This is a genomic window from Nodosilinea sp. FACHB-141, assembly GCF_014696135.1.
Classification (GTDB): domain Bacteria; phylum Cyanobacteriota; class Cyanobacteriia; order Phormidesmidales; family Phormidesmidaceae; genus Nodosilinea.
The window spans coordinates 365,349-387,202 of record NZ_JACJPP010000013.1 but is presented as its reverse complement, the minus strand read 5'-3'; the positions used below and the strand labels follow the sequence as shown (position 1 = coordinate 387,202).

Annotated in this window: 18 protein-coding genes; 13 read left to right on the top strand and 5 right to left on the bottom strand. The window is 58.3% G+C overall.

The window, feature by feature from the left end; all coding sequences use genetic code 11:
- Window positions 1-2: 2 nt before the first annotated feature.
- From lpxB to H6F59_RS15490, 8 genes are all read left to right on the top strand, one after another.
- Window positions 3-1,184, top strand: coding sequence for a lipid-A-disaccharide synthase (gene lpxB, locus H6F59_RS15525; protein ID WP_190701794.1), 1,182 nt, complete (start codon window positions 3-5; stop codon window positions 1,182-1,184).
- Between the two features lie 141 nt (window positions 1,185-1,325).
- A complete protein-coding gene (locus tag H6F59_RS15520; protein ID WP_190701791.1) occupies window positions 1,326-2,063 on the top strand; it encodes a MotA/TolQ/ExbB proton channel family protein in 738 nt (245 codons plus the stop codon).
- A complete protein-coding gene (locus H6F59_RS15515; protein ID WP_190701788.1) occupies window positions 2,060-2,713 on the top strand; it encodes a biopolymer transporter ExbD in 654 nt (217 codons plus the stop codon). The genes H6F59_RS15520 and H6F59_RS15515 overlap by 4 nt, the downstream gene beginning before the upstream one ends.
- 165 nt (window positions 2,714-2,878) lie before the next feature.
- Window positions 2,879-4,180 carry an ABC transporter substrate-binding protein gene (locus H6F59_RS15510; protein ID WP_242021490.1) on the top strand — a complete coding sequence of 434 codons (1,302 nt, stop codon included), beginning with the start codon at window positions 2,879-2,881 and terminating at the stop codon, window positions 4,178-4,180.
- 53 nt (window positions 4,181-4,233) lie between these two features.
- Window positions 4,234-5,133 (top strand): carbohydrate ABC transporter permease, encoded by a 900-nt coding sequence (locus H6F59_RS15505; protein WP_190701784.1) that lies wholly within the window; start codon window positions 4,234-4,236, stop codon window positions 5,131-5,133.
- A 97-nt stretch (window positions 5,134-5,230) separates the two neighbouring features.
- Entirely contained in the window at window positions 5,231-6,115 is an 885-nt protein-coding gene (locus H6F59_RS15500) for a carbohydrate ABC transporter permease (RefSeq protein ID WP_190701781.1), read from the top strand.
- A gap of 164 nt (window positions 6,116-6,279) precedes the next feature.
- A complete protein-coding gene (locus H6F59_RS15495; protein ID WP_190701778.1) occupies window positions 6,280-7,344 on the top strand; it encodes an ABC transporter ATP-binding protein in 1,065 nt (354 codons plus the stop codon).
- 69 nt (window positions 7,345-7,413) lie between these two features.
- Window positions 7,414-8,058 (top strand): ABC transporter permease, encoded by a 645-nt coding sequence (locus H6F59_RS15490; protein ID WP_190701775.1) that lies wholly within the window; start codon window positions 7,414-7,416, stop codon window positions 8,056-8,058.
- A 239-nt stretch (window positions 8,059-8,297) separates the two neighbouring features.
- Here H6F59_RS15490 and H6F59_RS15485 read toward each other — a convergent pair whose 3' ends face one another.
- The 4 genes from H6F59_RS15485 to H6F59_RS15470 all read right to left on the bottom strand — a co-directional run bounded on the left by H6F59_RS15485 (window position 8,298) and on the right by H6F59_RS15470 (window position 12,593).
- Window positions 8,298-9,500: a LanC-like protein gene (locus tag H6F59_RS15485; protein WP_190701771.1), complete on the bottom strand. Its 1,203-nt coding sequence runs from the start codon at window positions 9,498-9,500 to the stop codon at window positions 8,298-8,300.
- A gap of 558 nt (window positions 9,501-10,058) precedes the next feature.
- Window positions 10,059-10,691, bottom strand: coding sequence for an ABC transporter permease (locus H6F59_RS15480; RefSeq protein WP_190701768.1), 633 nt, complete (start codon window positions 10,689-10,691; stop codon window positions 10,059-10,061).
- Window positions 10,688-11,647 (bottom strand): ABC transporter ATP-binding protein, encoded by a 960-nt coding sequence (locus tag H6F59_RS15475; RefSeq protein ID WP_190701765.1) that lies wholly within the window; start codon window positions 11,645-11,647, stop codon window positions 10,688-10,690. Before H6F59_RS15475 ends, H6F59_RS15480 begins: the two co-directional genes overlap by 4 nt.
- A gap of 31 nt (window positions 11,648-11,678) precedes the next feature.
- Window positions 11,679-12,593, bottom strand: a complete 915-nt coding sequence (locus H6F59_RS15470) for a glycine betaine ABC transporter substrate-binding protein (protein ID WP_190701762.1) — start codon at window positions 12,591-12,593, stop codon at window positions 11,679-11,681.
- A 165-nt stretch (window positions 12,594-12,758) separates the two neighbouring features.
- Here H6F59_RS15470 and H6F59_RS15465 point away from each other — a divergent pair, with 165 nt between their 5' ends.
- The 3 genes from H6F59_RS15465 to H6F59_RS15455 all read left to right on the top strand — a co-directional run bounded on the left by H6F59_RS15465 (window position 12,759) and on the right by H6F59_RS15455 (window position 14,184).
- The gene (locus H6F59_RS15465; RefSeq protein WP_190701757.1) at window positions 12,759-13,478 is read left to right on the top strand and encodes a hypothetical protein; all 720 of its coding nucleotides are present in this window, start codon (window positions 12,759-12,761) and stop codon (window positions 13,476-13,478) included.
- A 136-nt stretch (window positions 13,479-13,614) separates the two neighbouring features.
- Window positions 13,615-13,830: a hypothetical protein gene (locus H6F59_RS15460; protein WP_190701755.1), complete on the top strand. Its 216-nt coding sequence runs from the start codon at window positions 13,615-13,617 to the stop codon at window positions 13,828-13,830.
- Between the two features lie 18 nt (window positions 13,831-13,848).
- Complete coding sequence (locus tag H6F59_RS15455; protein ID WP_190701752.1) at window positions 13,849-14,184, top strand: cupin domain-containing protein; 336 nt, start codon at window positions 13,849-13,851, stop codon at window positions 14,182-14,184.
- Window positions 14,185-14,472: 288 nt separating this feature from the next.
- Here the strand turns inward: H6F59_RS15455 and H6F59_RS15450 are convergent, their stop codons facing one another.
- Window positions 14,473-15,756: an S-layer homology domain-containing protein gene (locus H6F59_RS15450; RefSeq protein ID WP_190701749.1), complete on the bottom strand. Its 1,284-nt coding sequence runs from the start codon at window positions 15,754-15,756 to the stop codon at window positions 14,473-14,475.
- 550 nt (window positions 15,757-16,306) lie between these two features.
- Here H6F59_RS15450 and H6F59_RS15445 point away from each other — a divergent pair.
- On the top strand, window positions 16,307-17,323 hold the full coding sequence (locus H6F59_RS15445) for a zinc-binding alcohol dehydrogenase family protein (RefSeq protein WP_190701746.1): 1,017 nt from the start codon (window positions 16,307-16,309) through the stop codon (window positions 17,321-17,323).
- A gap of 221 nt (window positions 17,324-17,544) precedes the next feature.
- Window positions 17,545-21,753, top strand: coding sequence for a BTAD domain-containing putative transcriptional regulator (locus H6F59_RS15440; RefSeq protein ID WP_190701743.1), 4,209 nt, complete (start codon window positions 17,545-17,547; stop codon window positions 21,751-21,753).
- Window positions 21,754-21,854 lie beyond the last annotated feature (101 nt).

Genomic DNA, 21,854 nt, shown 5'->3' with positions numbered 1-21,854 from the left:
GAATGGCTGACCTCACTCGGCGACGGATTTTTATCAGCACCGGCGAGGTGTCGGGCGATTTGCAGGGGGCGCTATTGATTGAGGCGCTGGTGCAACGGGCGCGCGATCGCCACCTCACCCTAGAGATCTCAGCCCTGGGTGGCCCCCGCATGGCAAAGGCGGGGGCCAAGCTAGTGGGCGAAACCACAGGCATTGGCTCGGTGGGTATTTTTGAGGCGCTGCCCTACCTGGTGCCGACCCTGCGTCTGCAGCGGGTGGCCAAGGCGGCGCTCGATGCCCAGCCGCCTGATATTGCCGTGCTGATCGACTACATGAACCCCAACCTGGTGATGGGCGGCTACATCAAAACCCATCATCCCCAGGTGCCGGTAATCTACTACATTGCCCCGCAGCAGTGGGTGTGGGCCTTTTCTGAAAATGACACCCGCAAGCTGGTGCAGTGCAGCGATCGCATGCTGGCTATCTTCAAAGCCGAGGCCGACTACTTTCAACGATTTGGGGCTGACACTACCTGGGTCGGCCACCCCCTAGTTGATCGCTATCCCGGCCCCGCCGACCAGGCCGCCGCTCGTCAGCAGTTAGGTCTACCGCTGGATACTCCGGTGGTGACGCTGCTGCCCGCGTCCCGGCAGCAAGAGGTGAAGTACCTGATGCCGGTGCTGCTCAAGGCGGCGCAGATCATCCAGGCCCAGTGCCCCAAGGTCACGTTCTTGCTGCCGGTGTCGATTCCGGCATTGCAGGCCAGTTTTGAGCAGGGGCTAGCCGCCCATGGGCTCAACGGTCGAGTGGTGAGCGAGGGTAGCCAGGGGGCGATCGCTGCTGCCGATGTTGCTATCACCAAGTCGGGCACCGCCAACCTTGAAATTGCCCTGATGGACGTGCCCCAGGTAGTGGCCTACCGCATTCACCCCCTCAGTGCTCGCATTGCCCACTACCTGCTGAAGTTCGATGTGCCCTATGTGTCGCCGGTCAACTTGGTGGTCAACCAGCCCATTGTGCCTGAGTTTTTGCAGTGGCAGGCGACCCCCGAGGCGATTGCCGCTGCGGCCCTAAAGCTGCTGCACAGCGAAACCGCGCGCCAGGCCATGCGGGCGGGCTACGCCAAAATGCGCGAAGCGCTAGGGCCACCCGGCGTTTGTCAGCGCACCGCAGATTTGATCTTAGACGCTCTGCCAGAGATGTAGTGACTTTGGGGATGCCTTCCGTAGAATCGACCTGAAACTGTTGAAGCGTCCCCAAAGTCACTACAATTGTTATGCTTTGCCGGAAAAGGGTCGCTCTGTCTCGTTTGACAGCCCGGCCCGGTGGTGACAGGAGGATCTTGAGTGAACATACCTGAGCTATTTGCCCGTGGCGGCCTTGCCATGTGGCCGCTGCTCCTACTTTCAATCTTGGCTGTGGGCACCATTTTGGAGCGCATCTGGTTTTGGTCGCGCATTTTGACCCGCGAGCGCGAGGTGTCTGGGCGGGTGCTAGAGGCCGCCCGTCGCGATTGGTCGGCCGCCGCCGACATTGCCTACCGCTCGGCGGCACTGCCCATGGGGCGGTTCTTGTCGGCCCCTCTCAAACTGCAATCCCCCGATCCAGAGGTGTTTCGTCTGGCCTTAGAAACCTCGGCCAACGAAGAGCTGACGGCCATGAGCCGGGGCGAAAAAATTCTTGAGGCGGTCGCCACCCTGGCCCCTTTGCTGGGTCTGTTGGGCACGGTGTTGGGTCTGATCAACTCCCTGAGTTCCATTCAAATTACCGACCTGGGCAGTGGCGATGCTACGGCGGGCACCTCGTTGGGTATCAGCGAGGCGCTGATTAGCACCGCTACGGGCCTGATTATTGCTATTACTGCCCTGGCCTTTTATCGATTGTTTCAGGGGTTTGTGTTTGGCCAGGCTAAAATGTTTCGCCAAGCGGGTAGCGAGCTAGAGCTGCTCTACCGACAGAGCTGGGCTCAGCTCCACGGGATGTCGCCCATGCCGGTGCCGGTACCGGTGCCCGCTGACGCCCTGGTTGAGCCCAATTCCTCTGTGCTCGATGCTACGCCCTCTGCGGAGAACCCCTCGCTATGAAAATAGATCTGCTCGACCACCCCTCCAAGGATGTGCACATCGAGATTGTGCCGCTGATCGACGTGATTTTCTGCATTCTGACGTTCTTCATTTTGGCGGCGGTGGGTCTAACTCGGCAGCAGGCTATCGACTTGGACTTGCCTACGGCCCAAACGGGGCAAGCCCTGCCCGGACAGGTCGGTCAGGGGGCCGATCGCCTCTACGTCAGCATCGATGGCTTTGGCCAGGTGTACCTTGACCAGCAGCCCGTGCCTATCGAGCTGCTCAGAGATGTGCTGGGTCAGTTTAACCAGGTCAATCCTGGCGGGCTGATTGTGCTCTATGCCGCTCGCGATGCGCGCTACGAAGATGTGGTGGTGGTGCTTGACGAGCTGCGGGCTGTAGGGGGCGATCGCGTCGCCCTCGCCACTCTGCCTGCCGATACCACCCTTGGGCCAGAGGACGCCGCTCCCGGTGATGATCCAGCTCAACTCCCTGAAGGGTTTCCTCAGCAGACTCCCGAGGGTCAGCTACCGCCTGGTTTTGGTCAACCCGGCAGCCAGCCCCAATCGCCGACCTCGCCACTGTTTCCCAGTGAGCCGACTGTGCCGTCCCAAGAACCGGCTTCGCCGCTCCAGCCTGCACCTCAGCCCAGTCCGGCGCGGCCTTAGGTCATACCTAAAGGAAAAATCTTTCCCTAGGTAGAGGCTGGGTCGCTAGCATTCCGGTTTTATGAGGGAACCTGGGTTAGCCGCCGTCGAAACTTCAGCTTCGACTTTGAATCAGTGGAATATTAGTTGGGTAGCCCGGGAACGTTCGATTTCCGGGCTTAAATTTTGCGTGAATACCGGTTTTCCTTTCTGAGACGCGGTCGGGTGCGTCTTAGCCGATTTTTGTTGGCGTTGGTTGCGATCGCCGCTACGGTGCTGGTCGGTGCCCATGTCTGGTCACAGCAGCCGGTCACCATCTCCTTTCTACTGCGAGCTGTGGAAGCCGACCAAATGCAGGGCTTGGCCGAGCAGTTTATGGCCGAAAACCCCGATATTCGCATTGAGATGGTGCGCGGCCCTAACGCTGCCGATGCCGTCGAAAACCTCTACACCACGTCCTTCTTGCTGGGTGACTCGCCCTACGACATCCTCTTCTCAGACGTCGTTTGGATTCCCAAATTTGCTGCTGCCGGGTGGCTAATAGACCTGTCAGACCGTGTGAGTGAAGCCGATCTGTCCGACTTTTTGCCGGCCGACGTGGCCGCTGGCCTCTACCAAGGTGGCCTCTACCGCATGCCATTTCGCTCCGATATGGGCATGCTTTACTACCGCACCGACCTGCTCGACCAGGTTGGGCTCGAACCGCCCGAGACCTTTGACGATTTGATTGCCGCCGCTGAGGCTATCCAAGCTCAGACCGACGTGGACTGGGGGTTTACGTGGCAAGGCTTGCAGTACGAGGGTTTAGTCACCAACTTTGTCGAAATTATCGCTGGCTACGGCGGTTTTTGGATCGACCCCACCACCCTGGAAGTGGGCTTAGATCAGCCCGCTGGGGTTCAGGCCGTGGAGTTTATGAAGGGCCTGATTGACCAACGCATTTCTCCCCCCGGTGTGACCAACTACATTGAGGAAGATTCGCTCCGCCAGTTTCAGAACGGTAATGTGGCCTTTTTGCGCAACTGGCCCTACGCCTGGGCTGAGGCCAACCGCGATGGCACTCCGGTGGCCGGTAAAATTGCCCTCAAGCCTATGGTGCATGCCGCAGGCCAGCAGCCCGCCGCCTGCCTCGGAGGCTGGGGCTTTGGGATTTCATCGACCACTCCCCACCCTGAGGAAGCCTGGCGGGTGGTGGAATTTTTCACCAGCCCTGGTCCGATGAAAGATTTCATCACCGAATTTGCTTACGTGCCTAGCCGCCGCGCCCTGTTCACCGATCCAGACGTGCTGGCGACGTTCCCCCACTACGAGCAGCTGTTAGAAGTGGCAGAAACGGCGGTGCCTCGCCCTCCTGTCGGTCAATACGCCCAGGTTTCAGACATTCTGCAACGCTATCTAAGCGCGGCTATCAGCGACCAAATGACGGCCGAAGATGCCATGCGGGCCGCGGCGGGCGAGAGTCGGCGGGTGTTGGGGGTAGAGGGGTAGAAGGGTGGATGGGTAGGGGGTGGATGGGTGAATGAGTATGGGGACGAGGGCTAATGGCTAAGGACTATATTCGGCAGCGGGAACGGCGGACAGGGTGGCTGCTAATGTTGCCGGCGCTGCTGGTGCTGCTGCTGGTCTATGCATTTCCGATTTTGCGGGCCTTTTGGCTGGGCTTTTTTACTGAGAACCTCAGCACCAACCTAGAGCCAGTGTTTAGCGGCTTAGACAACTATGGGTTGATGGTGGGGGATGGCCGCTTTTGGCAGAGTCTGCGGAATACGGTTGTTTTTACCCTGTTCACGCTGTTCTTTGAGCTGGGGCTGGGATTGATCATTGCCCTGGCCCTCGATCAGGCCTTTCGCGGTCGGGGCCTAGCGCGGACGATCGCCATTCTGCCCTGGGCGCTGCCCACCGCCTTAATTGCCCTGGCCTGGCGCTGGATTTTTAATACCGAGTTTGGCGTCTGGAACGACATGCTGATGCGATTGCATCTGATCGACAACCCGGTGAACTGGCTGGGAGAACCCTTTTGGGCCATGGTGGCGGTGATTGCTGCCGATGTCTGGAAGACGACCTCTTTTGTGGCGATTTTGCTGCTGGCGGGGCTGCAGTCGGTTTCCCAGGATCTGTATGAGGCCCACGCTCTGGATGGAGCCAGCCCCTGGCAAAGCTTTCGGCAAATTACCCTGCCGCTAATTGCGCCGCAGATTGTGATTGCCATGCTGTTTCGCTTTGCCCAGTCCTTTGGCATTTTTGACCTGATTCAGGTGATGACCGGCGGCGGCCCCGGCGGAGCCACAGAGACGGTGTCGATCTACATCTACGCCGCTGTCATGCGGTATTTGGACTTTGGCTACGGGGCCGCCCTCGTGACGGTGACATTTTTGGTGCTGGTGGCGGTAGTGGGACTGAGCTGGCTCTACATCTCCCGCCTCCGAGCCAAGACAGAGTAACTCTGGTGAATTTCCTCCAGCGGCAGACCCGTTGGTTTGCCCTACCCATCCACCCCCTACCCATCCACCCGCCTACCCGCCTACCCACCCACTCCCCATGACCACCGTTTCTCAAACTACCGCCCCACCCCAGACCCCCGATCGCGGCATTCCCTGGATGCGGGTGCTGCTGTGGCTAGCGATCGCATTCACCGTCATCTTTAGCCTCGCTCCGGTGCTGTGGCAGGTGCTGACCTCGTTCAAAACCAATGCGGCCATCACCCAAACGCCGGTGGTCTACCTGCCGGGGTTCGACCAGCTCACCTTCGCTCACTATGTGGACCTGTTTCGGCTCAATCAGTTCCACGTCTATATGTTTAACAGCGCGCTGGTGGCGATCGTCTCCACGGTGCTGTGCCTGGCGTTGGGGTCGCCGGCGGCCTACGCCCTGGCCCGCCTGCGGATTCCAGGAGAGCAAGTAATCTTGGCGCTCGTGCTGGTGGTGACCCTGTTTCCCTACATTCTGTTGTTCCTGGGCCTGCTCGAACTGGTACGCGCCTTTGGCCTCGCCAACAACTACCTGGCGCTGATCGTTCCCTACACCGCCATCAATTTGCCCCTGACGATTTTGGTCATGCGCAGCTTTTTTCAGCAGTTGCCCAAAGACCTGGAAGACTCGGCCCGCGTGGATGGCTACAACACGGTGCAAATGCTCTGGCGCATCGTGCTACCCATGACCCTGCCCGCCCTAGTCACCACCGGCATTCTGGCCTTCATCTTTGCCTGGAATGAGTACCTGTTTGCCCTCACCTTTATGACCCGTGAGAGCATGAAAACCATCCCCGTCGCCGCCGCCCAGCTCGGCGGCACCACGCTGTTTGAAGTGCCCTACGGCCCCCTGGCCGCCGCCACAGTGGTTGGCACCCTACCCCTGGTTTTGCTAGTGCTGTTCTTCCAACGCCGCATTGTGCAAGGCCTGACCTCGGGGTCGGTGAAGGGGTAGATGGGTAGGCGGGTAGGCGGGTAAGCGAGTAGGCGGGTAGACGAGCCTAAAAACTCCAACCCCTCACCCTCCCACCCATCCACCCTCCCACTTCCTACTCTCCCACTCATCCACCCTCCCACCCATCTACCCATCCACCCTCCCACCCACCTACCTCTACGATCATGGCTAAACTCGAACTCCAGAACCTTGCCAAAGCCTACAGCCGCGACATTGTGCCGGTTAAGCAGCTCAATTTGGTGGTGGAAGACAACGAGTTCTTGACCCTGGTGGGGCCGTCGGGCTGTGGTAAATCTACTATTCTCAGGCTGATTGCGGGGTTGGATCAGCCAACGGAGGGGCGGGTGATGATTGGCGATCGCGATGTTAGCCGACTGCCGCCGGGCGATCGCAATATCGCTATGGTTTTCCAGAGCTATGCTCTCTATCCTCACATGACGGTGCGCGACAACGTGGCTTCGGGGCTCAAGCTGCGCCATCTGCCAGCGGGCGACATTCAAAAGCGGGTGCAGGAAGTCTCTGAGGTGCTGGGCCTCGACCCGCTGCTGGATCGCAAGCCTGCAAAACTCTCGGGTGGGCAGCGCCAGCGGGTGGCTCTAGCCCGAGCCCTGGTGCGCAACCCGGACGTGTTTTTGCTCGACGAACCCCTAAGTAACCTAGATGCCCTGCTGCGCGAGCAGGTGCGGGCCGACCTCAAGCAGATTTTTGCTGACCAAAAATCACCTATTGTCTACGTCACCCATGACCAGACCGAGGCCATGACCCTTTCTACTAAAGTAGCGGTGCTTAACAATGGCTATCTGCAACAGCTAGGCCACCCCCACGACATCTACAAAACCCCAGCCAATCGGTTTGTGGCCAGCTTCATCGGCAGCCCTCAGATGAACCTGGTTACCCTTAGCCGCGCCGGCAACAGTGTGGCCCTGGGCGATTTCACCATACCGCTACCGATTGGAATTCAGGCGGCTTCTGTGGTGATGGGCATTCGTCCCGAGCATCTGCGGCTGCCTCGCGAGGGCGATGTCCACACCGTTAGCGGGCAAGTATTTCTGGTCGAAAACCTGGGCATGCATGACCTAGTCAGTCTGCGGGTGCAGGGCGACCCCACCCTGACTCTGCGAGCGTTGCTGCCCGCCGATGCCGCCTGGAGCAAGGAAAATCTGCAATTAGCGTTGCCGCCCGAGTCAAGTCACTGGTTCGACGGCAATACCGAGCAGCGCCTTGGGTGATGTTTGGCGAAACTTTCTTGGTCACAAACTCGGGGTAAGGTAGGGGCAGTAATGCCCTAGGTCTGTCCTATGCTGCAAAACGCCTACCAATATGCGCTAGATAATAGCGATCGCATCCTTACCGCTCTGCAACAGCACCTGCTGCTGGTGGCGGTGCCTCTGACGATTGGGCTACTGGTGGGGCTGCCGCTGGGGTTGTGGAGTGCGCGATCGCGCCTCATCTCTACGGTCATGCTCAATAGCTTTAATGCTCTGCGGGTAATACCCAGCCTGGCGGTGCTGTTTTTGGCGGTGCCCGTGCTGGGGCTGAGCTTTTGGTCGGCGGTGCTGGCCCTGACGCTGCTGGTGATGCCGCCCATTCTGATCAGCACCGACGTGGCCTTTCGCAATATCAGCCCCGCCATTCGCGAGGCGGCAACGGGCATGGGAATGCCCCCCCGCGACATTCTCAAAACGGTCGAAATTCCCTTGGCGCTGCCAGTGGTGATCGCTGGCATCAAAACTGCTGCGGTGGAGGTGATCGCCAGCGCTACTCTAGCCGCCTTTGTGGGGGCGGGCGGGTTGGGGGCGTTTATTGTGCTGGGGTTCGCCGCCTATGACCCGGCGATTTTGCTGGTGGGGGCAGTGCCAGTAGCACTGCTGGCGCTGCTGGCGGAGGTAGGGTTGAGCGCGGTGCAGCGGGCTGCGCAGCCACCGGGAGTGCGATCGGTTTAGGGTTAATTTAGCTTTACGGATTTAGCAGTCCTACGTGAGTTCTGCCTAGATAACGTTTCTAGTCACACAACCAGATACGCAGCGAATGCATAACAAGTTTAGCTATCAGTGTTGATGAAGTTTCTGCATATTAAACTACCCAATAATTGAAAGGTAAAGCTACTTTTCTAGATCTGATCAAGCTGCACTTAATAATTGTGGAGTACGCTTCCTTAAATTATAGGATTACTAAAACAGCACTAGAAAATATCGATCGTAGGAAACTGCGATTGTGCTTGCAAGCAGTCCCACAAATATATTGCTAGACCGAGATCTCCTGTCCAGAGCGGATAGCGTAGCTGTCGATAGAGTTGTTGCGACAGGTGGTACTGCTCGATTGCATGCATCGCGAAGACTTTAGCGCGATCGAGCCACATCTGGTTGCCAGTTCGGTTAAACAGCTTGAGGAATGCATAGCCATTACCCCCTGTGCCATGACACAGATTTGATCCCTTCTTTAATGGACCCGCTTGCCAAGTCAGCTCTCCACCTTGCTCCAAAATGCGATCAAATTGCTCATAGACCCCTCTTGGCAGCGTTGCCAAAGCCGTCACCATTCCGGGTGCTCCATGGCAGTACTGCACTAAGTTTGGAGCTTGATGAGGATGGGCTTTGTCGTAAACAGCTGGCCAGTTTGCTGTGCCATCTTCCGTCACTGCGGTTTGAACTACAGTCATCATCGCTCTATTTGAGATGTCTTGAAATTCCTCATTGGTTAATAGGGGCTGTCCGACAAGCAATGGCGTTAAATTACTGGCAAAGCCATGTACAGGTCCCAACCACTGTTGTTGGCCACCGTACAAGTCGATTGTCCACAGGTATCCAACTTTACCAACAGATTGCCACTCCTGTAGCAGTAAACTTGCTTGCAATTTGAAGACCTCTTGCCATCTTGATTCTTGCGTCCACTGATACATAAAGTAAGCCGCTAGCATCGACCCGGCCATGCCCCACATCAGCTCTCGAACGGGCTGGGAGTCATTCTTGTGAATCGATTGCAAAATTTGAATAGCTTTGTCTTCTGAGGGAGATAACTTATATTGCAGCAGCAGTAGTGGCAGTTCTCCAAACAAATAAGACGACTGCTCGGGATAGGGACTGACCTTGGGATAACGCTGTTGATTTTGTTCTAATGACTCATTGAGATGAGTCGTTACATCAATGGTTGAGTCAATTGCTCCAACGGTTTGCAGATAGTGAATTGTCCATAGAACGCCAGCTTTACCAAAATATAGGTCGCTGCCAAATGCTTGATCGTCCATCGGGTGCCCAGACAACAATGGCGCAGTTTGCAGTTGAGTAATGGTTTCATGGGCGATCGCACAAATTGCTTCTTGAACCGCATTCGGCTCCCAATCGAGCTGCAAGAGTGGATAGTGTCTAGCTGGATCAAACAGTGTCATTTTTCTTGGCTTATGAGTTACGACCGCATGTTATCTGCGCGTTGTTATCGACCACTTGTTGAAACTAGATTTCAGATTGGGAGAATCAATGAGTTCATTCCAATGCCTTCCAGCTACTTTTAAGTAAACAGCTTTGAAGTTTAACGACCAAGTTCACCGAACGCAGATAACCTTTGCAACCCAATCAAGCAGCTAGCAGCGTTTTGGTGAGTGACTTTTGGGCAGCTGCAATGCCGACCTCGTCAGGTCGGGATGATTTTACCTCCGCAAACTACACAAATTTTCTTTTCATTTGAGCAGTTTATGCAATTTTTCCACGCTGTATTGCAGTAGAAATCGTTAGCATTTCCATCCCACCGCTTTCCGCACAGGCCGCAGGCCTTAAAGGAGCGGTTAGGTTCCGTTTCCTCGCACTGTTTTGAGCAAAATGATGGTTCTATTTTCGACATAGTACATGTGTCGTAAGGCTCCACTCAACAACTTATTATGCCGACAGTTTTCATATAAATGCCCTCTCAGGGTGGATTATACGGATGGTGGCTAAGCCGTAACTGCTGCTTACTTAAGTTTTAGTCGCTGCTGGGGTTGGGTGTAGTGCTCTAGGGCCAGCAGCAGCCCGTTGATCACCAGTGCTAGAACTGCTACCGCGATCGCACCCGCCACAATCTTGTCGTAGCGATTGGTTTGGATGCCATCAAACAGCAGCTTGCCCAGACCGCCAGCGTTGAACTTGGCCCCAATAGTGGCGATCGCAATGGCAACGATCGCCGCAATTCTCACCCCGGCTAAAAACACTGGCAGCACCAATGGCACCTGCACCCGCCACCAGCGCTGGGCCACGCTCATGCCCATGCCCCGCGCCGCCTCTAGCACCGCCGGGTTGATGCCCGCCAGCCCCACCGTCAGGTTGCGCACCAAAATCACCTGGGTGTAGAGCACCATTGCCACAATCACCGAGGTGGCGTTGAGGCCAAACAGTGGCACCAAAAAGATAATCAGCGCCAGGCTGGGGATGGTGTAAAGCACCCCCAGCCCGCCAAGCACGGGCACCGCTAGCCAGCGCAGGCGCGAGACCAGCAGAGCGAGGGGAACCGATAGGGCGATCGCAATGCCCAGGGCAATTCCCGTCATCCGCAGGTGTTGCAGCAGCAGGGTGAGCACGTCGCCGGGGTTGCTCAGTAGGTAGCTCATCGCCCGTTCACCGCCGACTCGCGAATGTGGTCGAGGGTGAGCAGCCCCACTGGGTTGCCTTCTGCTAGCACGGTGAGGGCCGGTGCCCCAGTTTTCAGAATCAGCGACAGCGCATCCCGCAGGCTGTCTAGGTGGGAGAGGGTGGGGTTGTGGCCGTTGCTATAGTTGGGCGGCAGCGCCATCATCGCCGAACTTACTCGCAGCAGACCCAGCTGGCGCACCATGTCGTCGGCCCCCAGCAGAGTGTGCACAAACTCATCAGCGGGTTTAGTTAGCAGGTTAAAGGGAGTGTCGAACTGCACCACTTCGCCCAGGCGCATGATCAAGATGCGATCGGCCAGGCGTAGGGCCTCTTCCACATCGTGGGAGACAAACAGAATCGTCTTTTTAAGCTGGCCCTGGAGGCGCAAAATCTCGTCCTGCAACGCCGTGCGGGTGATCGCATCGATCGCCCCAAAGGGCTCATCCATCAGCATGATGGCGGGGTTGCCCGCTAGCGCCCGAGCAATGCCCACCCGCTGCTGTTGTCCACCCGAAAGTTGAGCAGGGTAGCGATCGCGAAATTCTCCCGGCGATAGCTTTACCAAGTCCAGCAGCTCATCGATGCGGGCCTGAATTTTGGGTCTGGGCCAGCCCAGCAGCTTGGGCACCACCGCTACATTGTCGGCCACCGTCATGTGGGGAAACAGCCCCGACTGCTGAATTACGTAGCCGATCTGCTGCCGCAGCTTAGTCGCCTTCAGCTGGCGAATATTTGTCCCATCTAGAAAGATGTTGCCGCCAGTGGGTTCGTAAAGGCGGTTGACCATCTTGAGCAGCGTGGTTTTGCCGCAGCCCGAAGGCCCCAAGATCACCACAATCTCGCCCGAGCTAACCTGGCAGGTCACCCGGTTTACGGCCGGGCGGGCACCCCCAGCAAACCGCAGCGAAACATCGTCAAACTGGAGGTTGCTCATGGCTTTTCTTGGGGGGCTTCTCGTTAGGGAGCTACTCTGAAACTAGACCCGCATCGACCAGAAATTCGCGCGCTACCTCTGCCGGTTCGCGCTGGTTGCCGCTGACCTCGTAGTTGAGCTGGCGCATGACCTCATCGTTGAGTAGGGGCGAAACCTGATTGAGGGCCTCAGCGATCGCAGGGTTCGCATCCAACGCTGCCTGGCTGACAATGGGTGCCACCTGGTAGGGCGGAAACAGCCCTTTGTCGTCTTCGAGCACCACTAGGTTGAAAGCACTGATTTCGCCATCGGTACCAAAGGCCACAGCCACGTCGGCCTCGCCATCCACCAGCCCCTTGTAGCGCAGACCCGCATCTACAGCCTTATATTCTTTGACAGAAAAATCGCCGTAGGCCTCTTGCAGACCGGGTAGACCGTCCTCGCGCGCCTCAAACTCCGGTGGCCCAATCAGGGTGAGGTTGCTGGCCTGGGCGGCGAAGTCGGAGATCGTGCGAATGCCCAGGGCCTCGGCTCGTTCCTCGGTCATTGCCAGGGCCTGTGTGTTGTTCATCGGCGAGGGGTCGAGCCACACCAGGTTAAATTGCTCCTGGTAGGCCTGCTTGACGGTGTTGAAAACCTCTTGCTGGTCGCTGCTGACCGGCTGCTTGAGCACGGTGAGTAGCGCGGTGCCGGTGTACTCGGGGTAGAGGTCGATTTCGCCGCTCTCGATCGCGGCCTGGGCTACCGGAGTGCCCCCCAGGTTGAGCTTGCGCTCGACAGTCAGGCCGTTTTCTTCGAGCACTAAGGCGTACATTTCGCCGATGATTAGCTGCTCGGTAAAGTCTTTTGAGCCAACGCTGACCACGTCACCGCCGCCGCTATCGCCGCCACCGCCGCAGGCCACTGCCACTAGCGCTGTCGCTACCCCCAGGCAGGCCTGGCTAAACCACCGTCGAGTTAACGTCATAGGGTTAAAAAGGCTGAAAACTGGATAATTCTGGCATCGCGTCACTGTTCCCCTGAGAATATCACAGGACTTTTAGACGCGGGTTTTTGCTGGGCAATTCTCCCCCGCTGATGACAGCGGAGCCTAAGTTAGGCCACCCTGGGGTAGCTTCTAGCCATCTGCTCCATGTCTAGCCATAAACCGCCCGCGAGAAATCCTGCGTCCCCCACCCAGAGTCAGCGCTTCATCCGTCGCCCCAGACGGAGAACTCTACTGCTGGGTTGGGCCATCTTGGCCGCTCTGGGATGGCTGGGGTATTTACCCTTTGTCGGGGGGGCTGTGCCTGGGGTGCATGGGTTAGCTTGGGCCTACAGCAAACTTTTTGCGATCGCTCTGCTGACCCTGCTCCCGGTAATTGTTTTGTGGTTTGCAGGCGGCTTGATCCTCTGTCTACTGCTGCTCCTGAGCTTCTACCTAAACTGGCAACAGAGCGCCCCACGGGGCGTAGCAAAAGTGGTCTGGCTGCTGGTCGCAGATGTCCTTTTACTGGTGGCTTTGCTGCCGGCCCTGTTAGCAGGCTATGCTCCCCAGGCTAAACAGGACATTGCCCTCTGGGGCATTACCTATCGCACGGTTTATGTGGCCTTTCCTCTAGATGACAACTACGGCGATCTGATGCTGCTCAGCTGTCGATCGCTGGGGCTGTGCCATTCGGTCTATCGCGGCTATACCGATATCAGTTCTGCGGGCGAGGCTGCTTTGACGTTTAATGCTGAAACCAACCAGGTAGCGCTGAGGCTGGAGGGGCAGTGGGTCTATGTGCGATCGCCCGACGAAGTGCTTTGCAGCCAATCGCCACAAGCTACAAGTTCCAATGGCTCCTGTAGCTTTGTGCCCAACGAGTAAGACATAGGTGGATTCGCAGCGCCCTAGCGGAGGCCAAACTGAGGAAATTCACTTCTATATGTAGAGCCGTGAAGCAAACGAGGTTGGGTATTTCTGGTCACCCTACAATGAGTCCATACCTTACCTGTTTGAACCTATGCCTGTAGAAACCGTTGGCAGCCCACCCCCCGAGGCCGATCAGGTGCGCTCTGTGCTAGAGCAGCAGCTGCCAGAAATTATTGCCAGCTTTAACCAGGTACTGCGAGAGCAGTACGGGGTGGAGGGCGTTAGCGTGGGCGGGTTCACCGTGGTGCCCGAGAGTGCGGTGGCGTCTAAAGTCACCTGCGACCAAGACAGCTGTTCGGTTAGCTAGGGCCATATCGGGTCCGCCATGCCCCCCGTGCCAGAATCCGGCAATCTGTTTCAGCTGCCCGATCCGCTACCAGCGGCGGAATTGTTTACCGTCCTGTTCGAAACACCTCGTCTACGGATTGAGCGCATTCTCTCGACCGGGCAAACCACGCCCCCCGACGAGTGGTATGACCAAAGCCAAGATGAGTGGGTTGTCCTGCTACAGGGAAGCGCCACCCTCACTTACGAGGATGGCGCTTCTTTAGCGCTGGGGCCAGGAGATTATGTGCTGATACCGGCACACAGGCGTCACCGGGTCGATTTCACTAGCAGCGAGCCGCCCTGCGTTTGGCTGGCAATTCACAGTTTTGGGTAAGCAGCCCAGCTGCGAAGTCATCCTAGTAAAGTGTCAAGACTGGAAGTTAATGTTTCTCATAGATTGGGTGACGCGCTAGCCTCAGTAGATCACAAACACGCCTTTCTTGCCGTAATCCAGCCCTCGCCCTAAATCCCTCTCCCAAGCTGGGAGAGGGACTTTGAAGTTTGCTTCCGGCTCCCCTCTCCTCTCTAGGAGAGGGGTTGGGGGTGTAGCTTGCTTCCCGCAGGGTGGGCTGCGGGGACTTTGTAATCTACTGAGCCAACAACTAATAGGCTTTCAAGCCTATTAGTTGGCGATCGCGTCTACCGTCAGGTCAGAGCGCAGGGTGAGGTCGAGATCGCTGGGGCTAATGACCACTACTGCGCTGTTAGAGGTGACCTGGTTGTCGCCGTTGATGACGGCCCCAACCACGCTGCCCAGGCCGCTATTGCCAGTAATCCTACCCAAAATCGACTCGGCTGCACCGGTAATTAGCGCCCCTTGCAGGGTGCCGCCGCTGACGCTGTTGGTGGCAGCGATCGCGCTGGACTCGGCGTTGAGGCTGTAGGTGCGGCCGTTGATCGTGAGGTTGTCGGCGACAAACTTAGCCGCTGTGATTGAGGAACCACGAATTTCTACCGGCACGATGCGGCCCACAATGGTGCTGCCCGCAGGAACCAGCACCTGACCCTGGCTATTGCGAATCGGCTCGGTAGTTTGCAGGCTAGTGGCAACGGTTTGGCCAGGGGCTACCACAATATCCACATCGGCGCTGCTGTTGGGGTAGCGCACTGCTAGCTCAGTGCCGCTGGGTACTAGGCGGGGCGAGCTGGTGGAAGTTCCAGTGCCGGTACCAGTACCGGTGCCGGTGCCAGTGCCAGTGCCGGTGCCGACTCCCACGATATAGCTGTTGGCGTTTTGCCCAGCTTGCAGCGCGGGCACGCGGCCCTGGGCTACTAGTGCCTGGTAGATAAAGGCCGCCACATCAGCTCGGGTAGCGGTGCGCTGGGGCTGCAGGGTGTCTACGTTGGGGTAGTTGACCACCAGTCGGTTTTCGGTGGCAGCCGCCACTGGCCCTTCGCCATAGCTAGGAATTTGACCGCGATCGCGGTAGACACCCAACACTTCGTTGACAGAGCCCCGAGGGCTGTAGTCGAGGCCGTTGGCCAGAGCAACTAGGGCCTGCACCCGAGGAATTTGCTGCTCAGGCTGGAAAGCGCCGTTGGGATAGCCCGAGAGAAAGCCCTGACCGTAGGCGTCTGCGATCGCAGCGCTAGCCCAGTAGTTGCTAGAGACATCGCTGAAGCGAGGCGCGGTGCGATCGAGGGGCTGGTCGAAGGCATTGCGCACAATGGCGGCAAACTGGGCGCGGGTCACCGGCTGGTCGGGGCGAAAGGTGCCGTCGGGGAACCCGGCGATGATTTGCTCAGCGGCAAGGGTCTCAATAAAGGGCCGCGCCCAGTAGCCCGAACCAACATCAGTAAACTCGGCGGTTTGGGCGGTGGCAGGCAGCGCCAACCCCATAAACGCTACAGAACCCAGGGCCACGAAGGCAGTGGTCTTGGCAGATAGATTCAGTACGGTGCTCATACTCAGTGATTCCTAGAAAAGCGGGGTGTTAACAGAGTCAATAGAAGGACAATAGAAATGGGCGTTATCCATAGCAAAATGGCCCCAAAACTAGCTAGAGCGAGTCAGAGGCAGCGCTATAGAAACGGGTTGCTCTACCGAAGCATCTCCGGTAGAACCAACAGCTTGGGGCAAATTATTCGCAAAACCCTGGGAATGGGGTTTGATGTTTAGCCGAGCCAAGTGGTAAATGCACGGGAACCTATGGGAGAAACGCTGCGCTTTTGGTTACGAGACCATCAGCACCGGGCTATTGTTCCCCCTTTTTGGGCTTATTTCCCAAAAGATTCGGTAAATCAGCCTTAGGAGATAGGGCGATCGCCCTTTTCCGCCCTTTCAAGCTCAGTCTAGTTAGTTTTGCTCTAGAGCGCCTGTGCCAACGGAGAGGCTTTGCGAATCACTATTCCAGCCGATGACTGGCGGCCTCCAAACCTTAGTCCCCTAAAAACCGGCTTATCCTAGGGACGGACCCTTTGCTCTGCATCTGCGCGCAGCGAGCGCTCAATTCTCTATGAAAGCTGTTGCCCTCACCCACTATTTGCCCATTGGCGACCCAGAATCGCTCTTCGACGCCAGACTGCCTAAGCCCAGCCCCACCGGCCATGATCTGCTGGTTCGCGTAGAGGCCGTCTCTGTCAACCCAGTAGACGCCAAGGTGCGCGCTCCCAAAGACAAAGTCGAAGATAATCCTAAGGTGCTGGGCTACGATGCTGCCGGGGTGGTGGAAAGCGTCGGCGATGCGGTGACGCGCTTCAAGCCCGGCGATGCGGTCTACTATGCCGGAGATATCACCCGCCCCGGCTCCAATGCCGAGTTTCAGCTGGTGGATGAGCGCATTGTCGGGGCTATGCCCCAGACCCTCTCCTTCGCTGAGGCCGCCGCTCTGCCCCTGACCACTATCACCGCCTGGGAAGCCCTGTTTACCCGCCTGGGCATTGATCGCGATGGGGGAAACCAGGGCCAGTCGATTTTGATCATTGGCGGGGCCGGGGGGGTGGGGTCGATCGCCATTCAGCTAGCTAAACTGGCCGGGTTGGTGGTGATTGCTACCGCGTCGCGACCCCAGTCGCAGGCCTGGGTGAGAGGGCTAGGGGCTGACCACAGCGTCGACTACAGCGATGCGCTGATCGAAGAAATGGCCCAGCTCGGTCACCGTGAGGTCGATTTCATTGCCAACTTCAGCAATACCGACGCCTACTGGGGCGTGATGGCCGAGTTGATTCGCCCCCAGGGCAAAATCGTTGGCATTGTCGAAAACACCGACCCGCTAGACCTCAACCTGCTGAAGAGCAAAAGCGTCACCTTCGCCTGGGAGTTTATGTTTACCCGCTCGATGTACCAAACCGCCGACATGGCCGACCAGGGCCACCTGCTCGACGAGGTTGCAGCGCTGATCGATGCCAAGACAATTCGCACCTCCTTGGGGCAAACGCTCTCGCCGATCAATGCCGCCAACCTGCGCCAGGCCCACGCCCAAATCGAGTCGGGGCGGACGATTGGCAAGCTGGTGTTGACGGGCTGGGGATAGGGCTAGGCCGCTAGCTGGGCAGTGACACCGAGCCTCCGCGCCAGCCAGAATCTTTGGCCAGCTAGCCAGCGCTGGGGGGCGGGGCAGGGCAGTCTCGGGTTCTCGCTCCACTTATATAATTGCAGTAGGCGCAGGTCTAACGATCTCCATGAGTCTTGATCGGGCGATCGCAGAACTGGGCTACGGATACAGCGATCGCTACCCAATCCCAGGGCCGCGTAGTGAAAAGTCCTCTAAGTTCGAGACCCGCCATCGACTGGGGCGAGGCTCCAGATGTCTCGGTTTTCTTCGGTCGTGAGGTGGAGATCGCCACCCTGTCGCGATGGGTAGTTGACGATGGCTGTCGCCTGGTCGCGGTATTGGGCATGGGCGGCATCGGCAAAACTACGCTGACGGCCAAGCTGGTCGAAACCCTAGTAGACCTACCCCAGGCACCCTTTGAGAGAATTATTTGGCGATCGCTACGCCACGCCCCCAGACTCGATGAACTGCTCGAAGATTTGGTGGGGTTTGTCTCTGACCAGCACGATACCCGAGGCACGCTAAAACAGCTGCTCTACTGGCTGCGTCAGACCCGGTGTCTGCTGCTGCTCGACAACATGGAAACCCTGTTGCACGAGGGGGAACGAGCGGGCTATTTTCGCGATGGCTACGAAGACTATGGCGACCTGCTGCAGCTTGTGGCAGAAACCCGCCACCAAAGCTGTGTGGTACTGACCAGTCGAGAGCAACCCGCTGTGGTGGGGATGTTGGCCGGTAACGAGTTGCCGGTGCGATCGCACCTGCTGACAGGCTCCCTAGAAGCGGCCCTTGCCCTGTGTGAGGCCAAAGGGCTAACCGGCTCAGACGCCGAAAAGCGTCAGCTGACCCACCGCTACGGCAACAGCCCCCTGGCCTTAAAAATTGTCGCTACCTCGATACAGAGCCTGTTCGACGGAGACATTGCCGAGTTTCTAGCCGAAGAGACCGTTATTTTTAACGGGTTGCAGCGCCTGCTCGATCAGCAGTTTCGGCGGCTGTCTGAGCTAGAGCGAACGGTTATGTACTGGCTGGCCATCAACCGCGATTGGACTTCGATTTCAGAGCTGGTTGCCGATATTCAGCCCCCGGCCTCTCGCCCACAGGTGCTAGAAGTTCTAGAGTCACTGCGCTGGAGAAGCCTGATTGAGACTCAGTCGGGGCGCTACAGTCAGCAGCCCGTGGTGATGGAGTACGTGAGCGACCAGCTAATTGAGCAGATTTCCCACGAGTTGGCTAGCGTCGAGCCAGTTCTGTTTCTGCGCCATGCCCTGCTCAAAACCACCGTCAATGACTACCTGCGCGACAGTCAGAGGCGGTTGATATTGCAGCCGATCGCCCGTCAGCTGAGCCAAACCTTTAGCTCTGAATCGGCTTTAGAGCAGCAAATTCTGCTGCTGCTGGAGAGTGTGCGCGGCCGCGAAACACAGATGCCGGGCTATGGGGGCGGCAACCTGATCAATCTCTGTGCTCAGCTTGGCCTTGACTTGGCCGGCTACGATTTTTCTCACCTCAGCCTGCGCCACGCCTGTCTACCTAAGGCCAAGCTGCACCGGGTCAATTTTACCCAGGCCCATTTTATTCACACGGTCTTTAGTCAGACCTTTAGCAGCATTTTATCTATAGCCTATAGCCCAGACCGCACCCTACTGGCGGCTGGAGACAGCAACGGTGGGCTACGGGTGTGGCGACTGGCCGACTATCAGCTGCTTCTCACCGTACAGGGGCACACCGACTGGGCCAAGGCGGTGGCCTTTAGCCCCGATGGGCGCACCCTGGCCAGCGGCGGCGACGATGCCATGATTCACCTGTGGGACATCACCACGGGCCAGGCGATGCTGACCCTCTCGGGCCACACCAACTATGTGCAGGCGATCGCCTTTCATCCCCAGGGGCAGCTGGCCAGCGGTAGCCACGACGGCACCCTCAAACTGTGGGATACCCACACTGGCAACGCCGTGGCGACCCTTGTGGGCCACAGCGCTCCGGTGCGCGCCGTGGCCTATAGCCCAGACGGCACCTACCTAGCCAGCGGCAGCTCTGACTGCACGGTGAAACTTTGGGATGCCGCCACGGGCAGCTGCTTGGGCACTCTGGAGGGCCATCGCGATCGCATCTGGACGCTGGCCTGGCATGGGGATAGCAAAACCCTGGCCAGCGGCAGCTCCGATAAAACAATTCGGCTGTGGGATGTGGCTACCCAAACCGGCCTTCTCACCCTGTATGGCCACAGTCAACCCGTTCTCGCCGTAGACTTTAGCGCCGACGGCCAGCTGTTGGCTAGCAGCAGCGCTGATCAGACCATCAAACTGTGGGAGATCCCATCGGGCAACGCGCTGCGAACCCTGCGCGACCACCACGACTGGGTGTGGGCCGTGGCCTTTAACCAGCCGCAGTTGGCCAGTGGGGGAGATGACCAAACCCTGAAATTTTGGGACGTGCAAACCGGTCACTGCCTTAAAACCCTGCGGGGGTTCACCAACCAGATCTTTGCGGTCGCTTTTCATCCCCACCAGCCTTGGTTAGTAAGTGGTAGCCTAGACGGCCTAGTGCGCCTCTGGAACTGGCAGACCGGGGAAACCCTGGCGACCCTGTCGGGTCACAGTCTCTGGGTGCGCGCCGCTCAGTTCAGCCCCGATGGCGGCACCCTGGCTAGTAGCAGCACCGACAAAACGATTCGCCTGTGGCAAGGAGCGATCGCCCAGTCTCCGCGGGAAAGAACCAGCCAAATCTTGCGGGGCCATACCGACTCGGTGCGTTCCCTCGCCTGGGACCCCACCAGTCAGTGGCTGGCCAGCGGCAGTGCCGACTGCACCATTCGGCTGTGGCAGGTAGCCACTGGTCAGTGCCTGCGGGTGTTAAGCGGCCATACAAACAAGGTGCGATCGGTGGCCTGGAACCCGGTGCAGCCCCTGCTAGCCAGTGGCGGCGATGACGAAACCCTGCGGCTTTGGCATACCGAAACCGGCGAGCAACTACGGCTGTTGCAGGGCCACGACAAGTGGCTGCTCACCGTCGCCTGGCACCCCAACGGCCGATGGTTGGCCAGCGGTGGTGCCGACCAGACCATTCGCCTGTGGGATAGCGCCAGCGGTGAACTGTTGCAGGTCTTTAGGGGCCACCGCAGTCAGGTGCAATCGGTCGTGTTTAGCCCAGTTGAGCCAATTCTGGCCAGCGCCAGCGGCGACTCTACCATCAGACTTTGGGACATTGAGACCGGATCGGTACTGCGCGTCCTGGGCGGCCACACTAACCAGGTGCAGGCCGTAGCTTTTAGCGCCGATGGGCAAACCCTGGCCAGCAGCAGCAACGACGGCATGATCAAACTCTGGCGCTGCGCCACTGGTGAGGAGGTGCGATCGCTCCAGCCCGAGCGCCCCTACGAAGGCATGGTAATTACCGGAGTCCAGGGGCTCACTGCCGGTCAGCTGGCGGTGCTGAAGGAATTAGGGGCCGTTGACTATGCCTCGCCCCCTGAGCTACCGCCTGCGCCGCCTGCTGCTTCAGGCCAACCCGCTGCCGACTCACTATGGGAAACCGCCAGCTTTCCTAGCCACCTCACCGGCTACGACCCTACCCTGGGATGGAGAGGACCGGTTGCTGAGTCCTCAATCATCGGCGCGTCCTTGACCCCGAGGCGATCAGAGGTGGGTGGGAGCGCCCCAATCTCAGTTCCGGTAACCGGTCTACAAATACAGCTTTTTGACGGCTTCAGCCTTCGCTATAGCGGCGAGGTCGTGGCCGTCACTAGCGAGCGATCGCAGGCCCTATTGGCTTACCTGGTGCTTCACCCCCAGAGCCCCCACCGACGCCAGCAGATGGCTTACTGTCTCTACCCAGATCTCGGTGAAGCTCAGGCCCGCACGGCCCTGCGCAAAGATCTCTACAACCTGCGGCAGGCGCTGCCTGAGCCAGACTCGTTTTTGCACATTGAGGCTCAGCTGGTGCAGTGGAAATCAGGGTCTAGCTTTAGTCTCGACGTGGCCGCCTTTGAAGCTGCCCTAGACCGCGCCGAGGCTGCCCCAGCCGAAGATAGGGCTAATCAGCAGCACGACCTAGAAACGGCGATCGCCCACTACAGCGGTGCCCTGCTGCCCCAGCTAGATTACGAGTGGCTAGCGCAGGCCCGAGAACGCCTCCACCAGCGCTACCTAGAGGCGCTAGATCGGCTCATTGCTGTACTTCAGCAGCAGCAGCAGTACCCTCAAGCCATTCGCTACGGCCAGATGCTGCTGCAAACCGACCCCCTGCGCGAATCGACCTACCAAGCGCTGATGCAGCTCCACCGCCAGAACGGCGATCGCGCCACGGCCATTCAGATCTATCACCAGTGCATGCAGGTCTTGCAGGATGAGTTGGGCCTCGACCCCAGCGCTGACACTCAGCGGATTTATCAAACCCTGCTGCAATAGATCAACTTCACAGCTATAGCCGTCGCCCCGTTATTTGGGACATTAGGCATCTTTGAAAACGTTCAAATGTTCGAACGTTTATATTTTGCAATGTTTTGACT

Excerpts from the sequence above, each read along its gene's own strand:
- lpxB (WP_190701794.1), top strand. The coding sequence starts at position 3 with ATGGCTGACCTCACTCGGCGACGGATTTTTATCAGCACCGGCGAGGTG.
- H6F59_RS15515 (WP_190701788.1), top strand. The coding sequence starts at position 2,060 with ATGAAAATAGATCTGCTCGACCACCCCTCCAAGGATGTGCACATCGAG.
- H6F59_RS15505 (WP_190701784.1), top strand. The coding sequence starts at position 4,234 with ATGGCTAAGGACTATATTCGGCAGCGGGAACGGCGGACAGGGTGGCTG.
- H6F59_RS15500 (WP_190701781.1), top strand. The coding sequence starts at position 5,231 with ATGACCACCGTTTCTCAAACTACCGCCCCACCCCAGACCCCCGATCGC.
- H6F59_RS15495 (WP_190701778.1), top strand. The coding sequence starts at position 6,280 with ATGGCTAAACTCGAACTCCAGAACCTTGCCAAAGCCTACAGCCGCGAC.
- H6F59_RS15490 (WP_190701775.1), top strand. The coding sequence starts at position 7,414 with ATGCTGCAAAACGCCTACCAATATGCGCTAGATAATAGCGATCGCATC.
- H6F59_RS15485 (WP_190701771.1), bottom strand. The coding sequence starts at position 9,500 with ATGACACTGTTTGATCCAGCTAGACACTATCCACTCTTGCAGCTCGAT.
- H6F59_RS15480 (WP_190701768.1), bottom strand. The coding sequence starts at position 10,691 with ATGAGCTACCTACTGAGCAACCCCGGCGACGTGCTCACCCTGCTGCTG.
- H6F59_RS15475 (WP_190701765.1), bottom strand. The coding sequence starts at position 11,647 with ATGAGCAACCTCCAGTTTGACGATGTTTCGCTGCGGTTTGCTGGGGGT.
- H6F59_RS15470 (WP_190701762.1), bottom strand. The coding sequence starts at position 12,593 with ATGACGTTAACTCGACGGTGGTTTAGCCAGGCCTGCCTGGGGGTAGCG.
- H6F59_RS15465 (WP_190701757.1), top strand. The coding sequence starts at position 12,759 with ATGTCTAGCCATAAACCGCCCGCGAGAAATCCTGCGTCCCCCACCCAG.
- H6F59_RS15460 (WP_190701755.1), top strand. The coding sequence starts at position 13,615 with ATGCCTGTAGAAACCGTTGGCAGCCCACCCCCCGAGGCCGATCAGGTG.
- H6F59_RS15455 (WP_190701752.1), top strand. The coding sequence starts at position 13,849 with ATGCCCCCCGTGCCAGAATCCGGCAATCTGTTTCAGCTGCCCGATCCG.
- H6F59_RS15450 (WP_190701749.1), bottom strand. The coding sequence starts at position 15,756 with ATGAGCACCGTACTGAATCTATCTGCCAAGACCACTGCCTTCGTGGCC.
- H6F59_RS15445 (WP_190701746.1), top strand. The coding sequence starts at position 16,307 with ATGAAAGCTGTTGCCCTCACCCACTATTTGCCCATTGGCGACCCAGAA.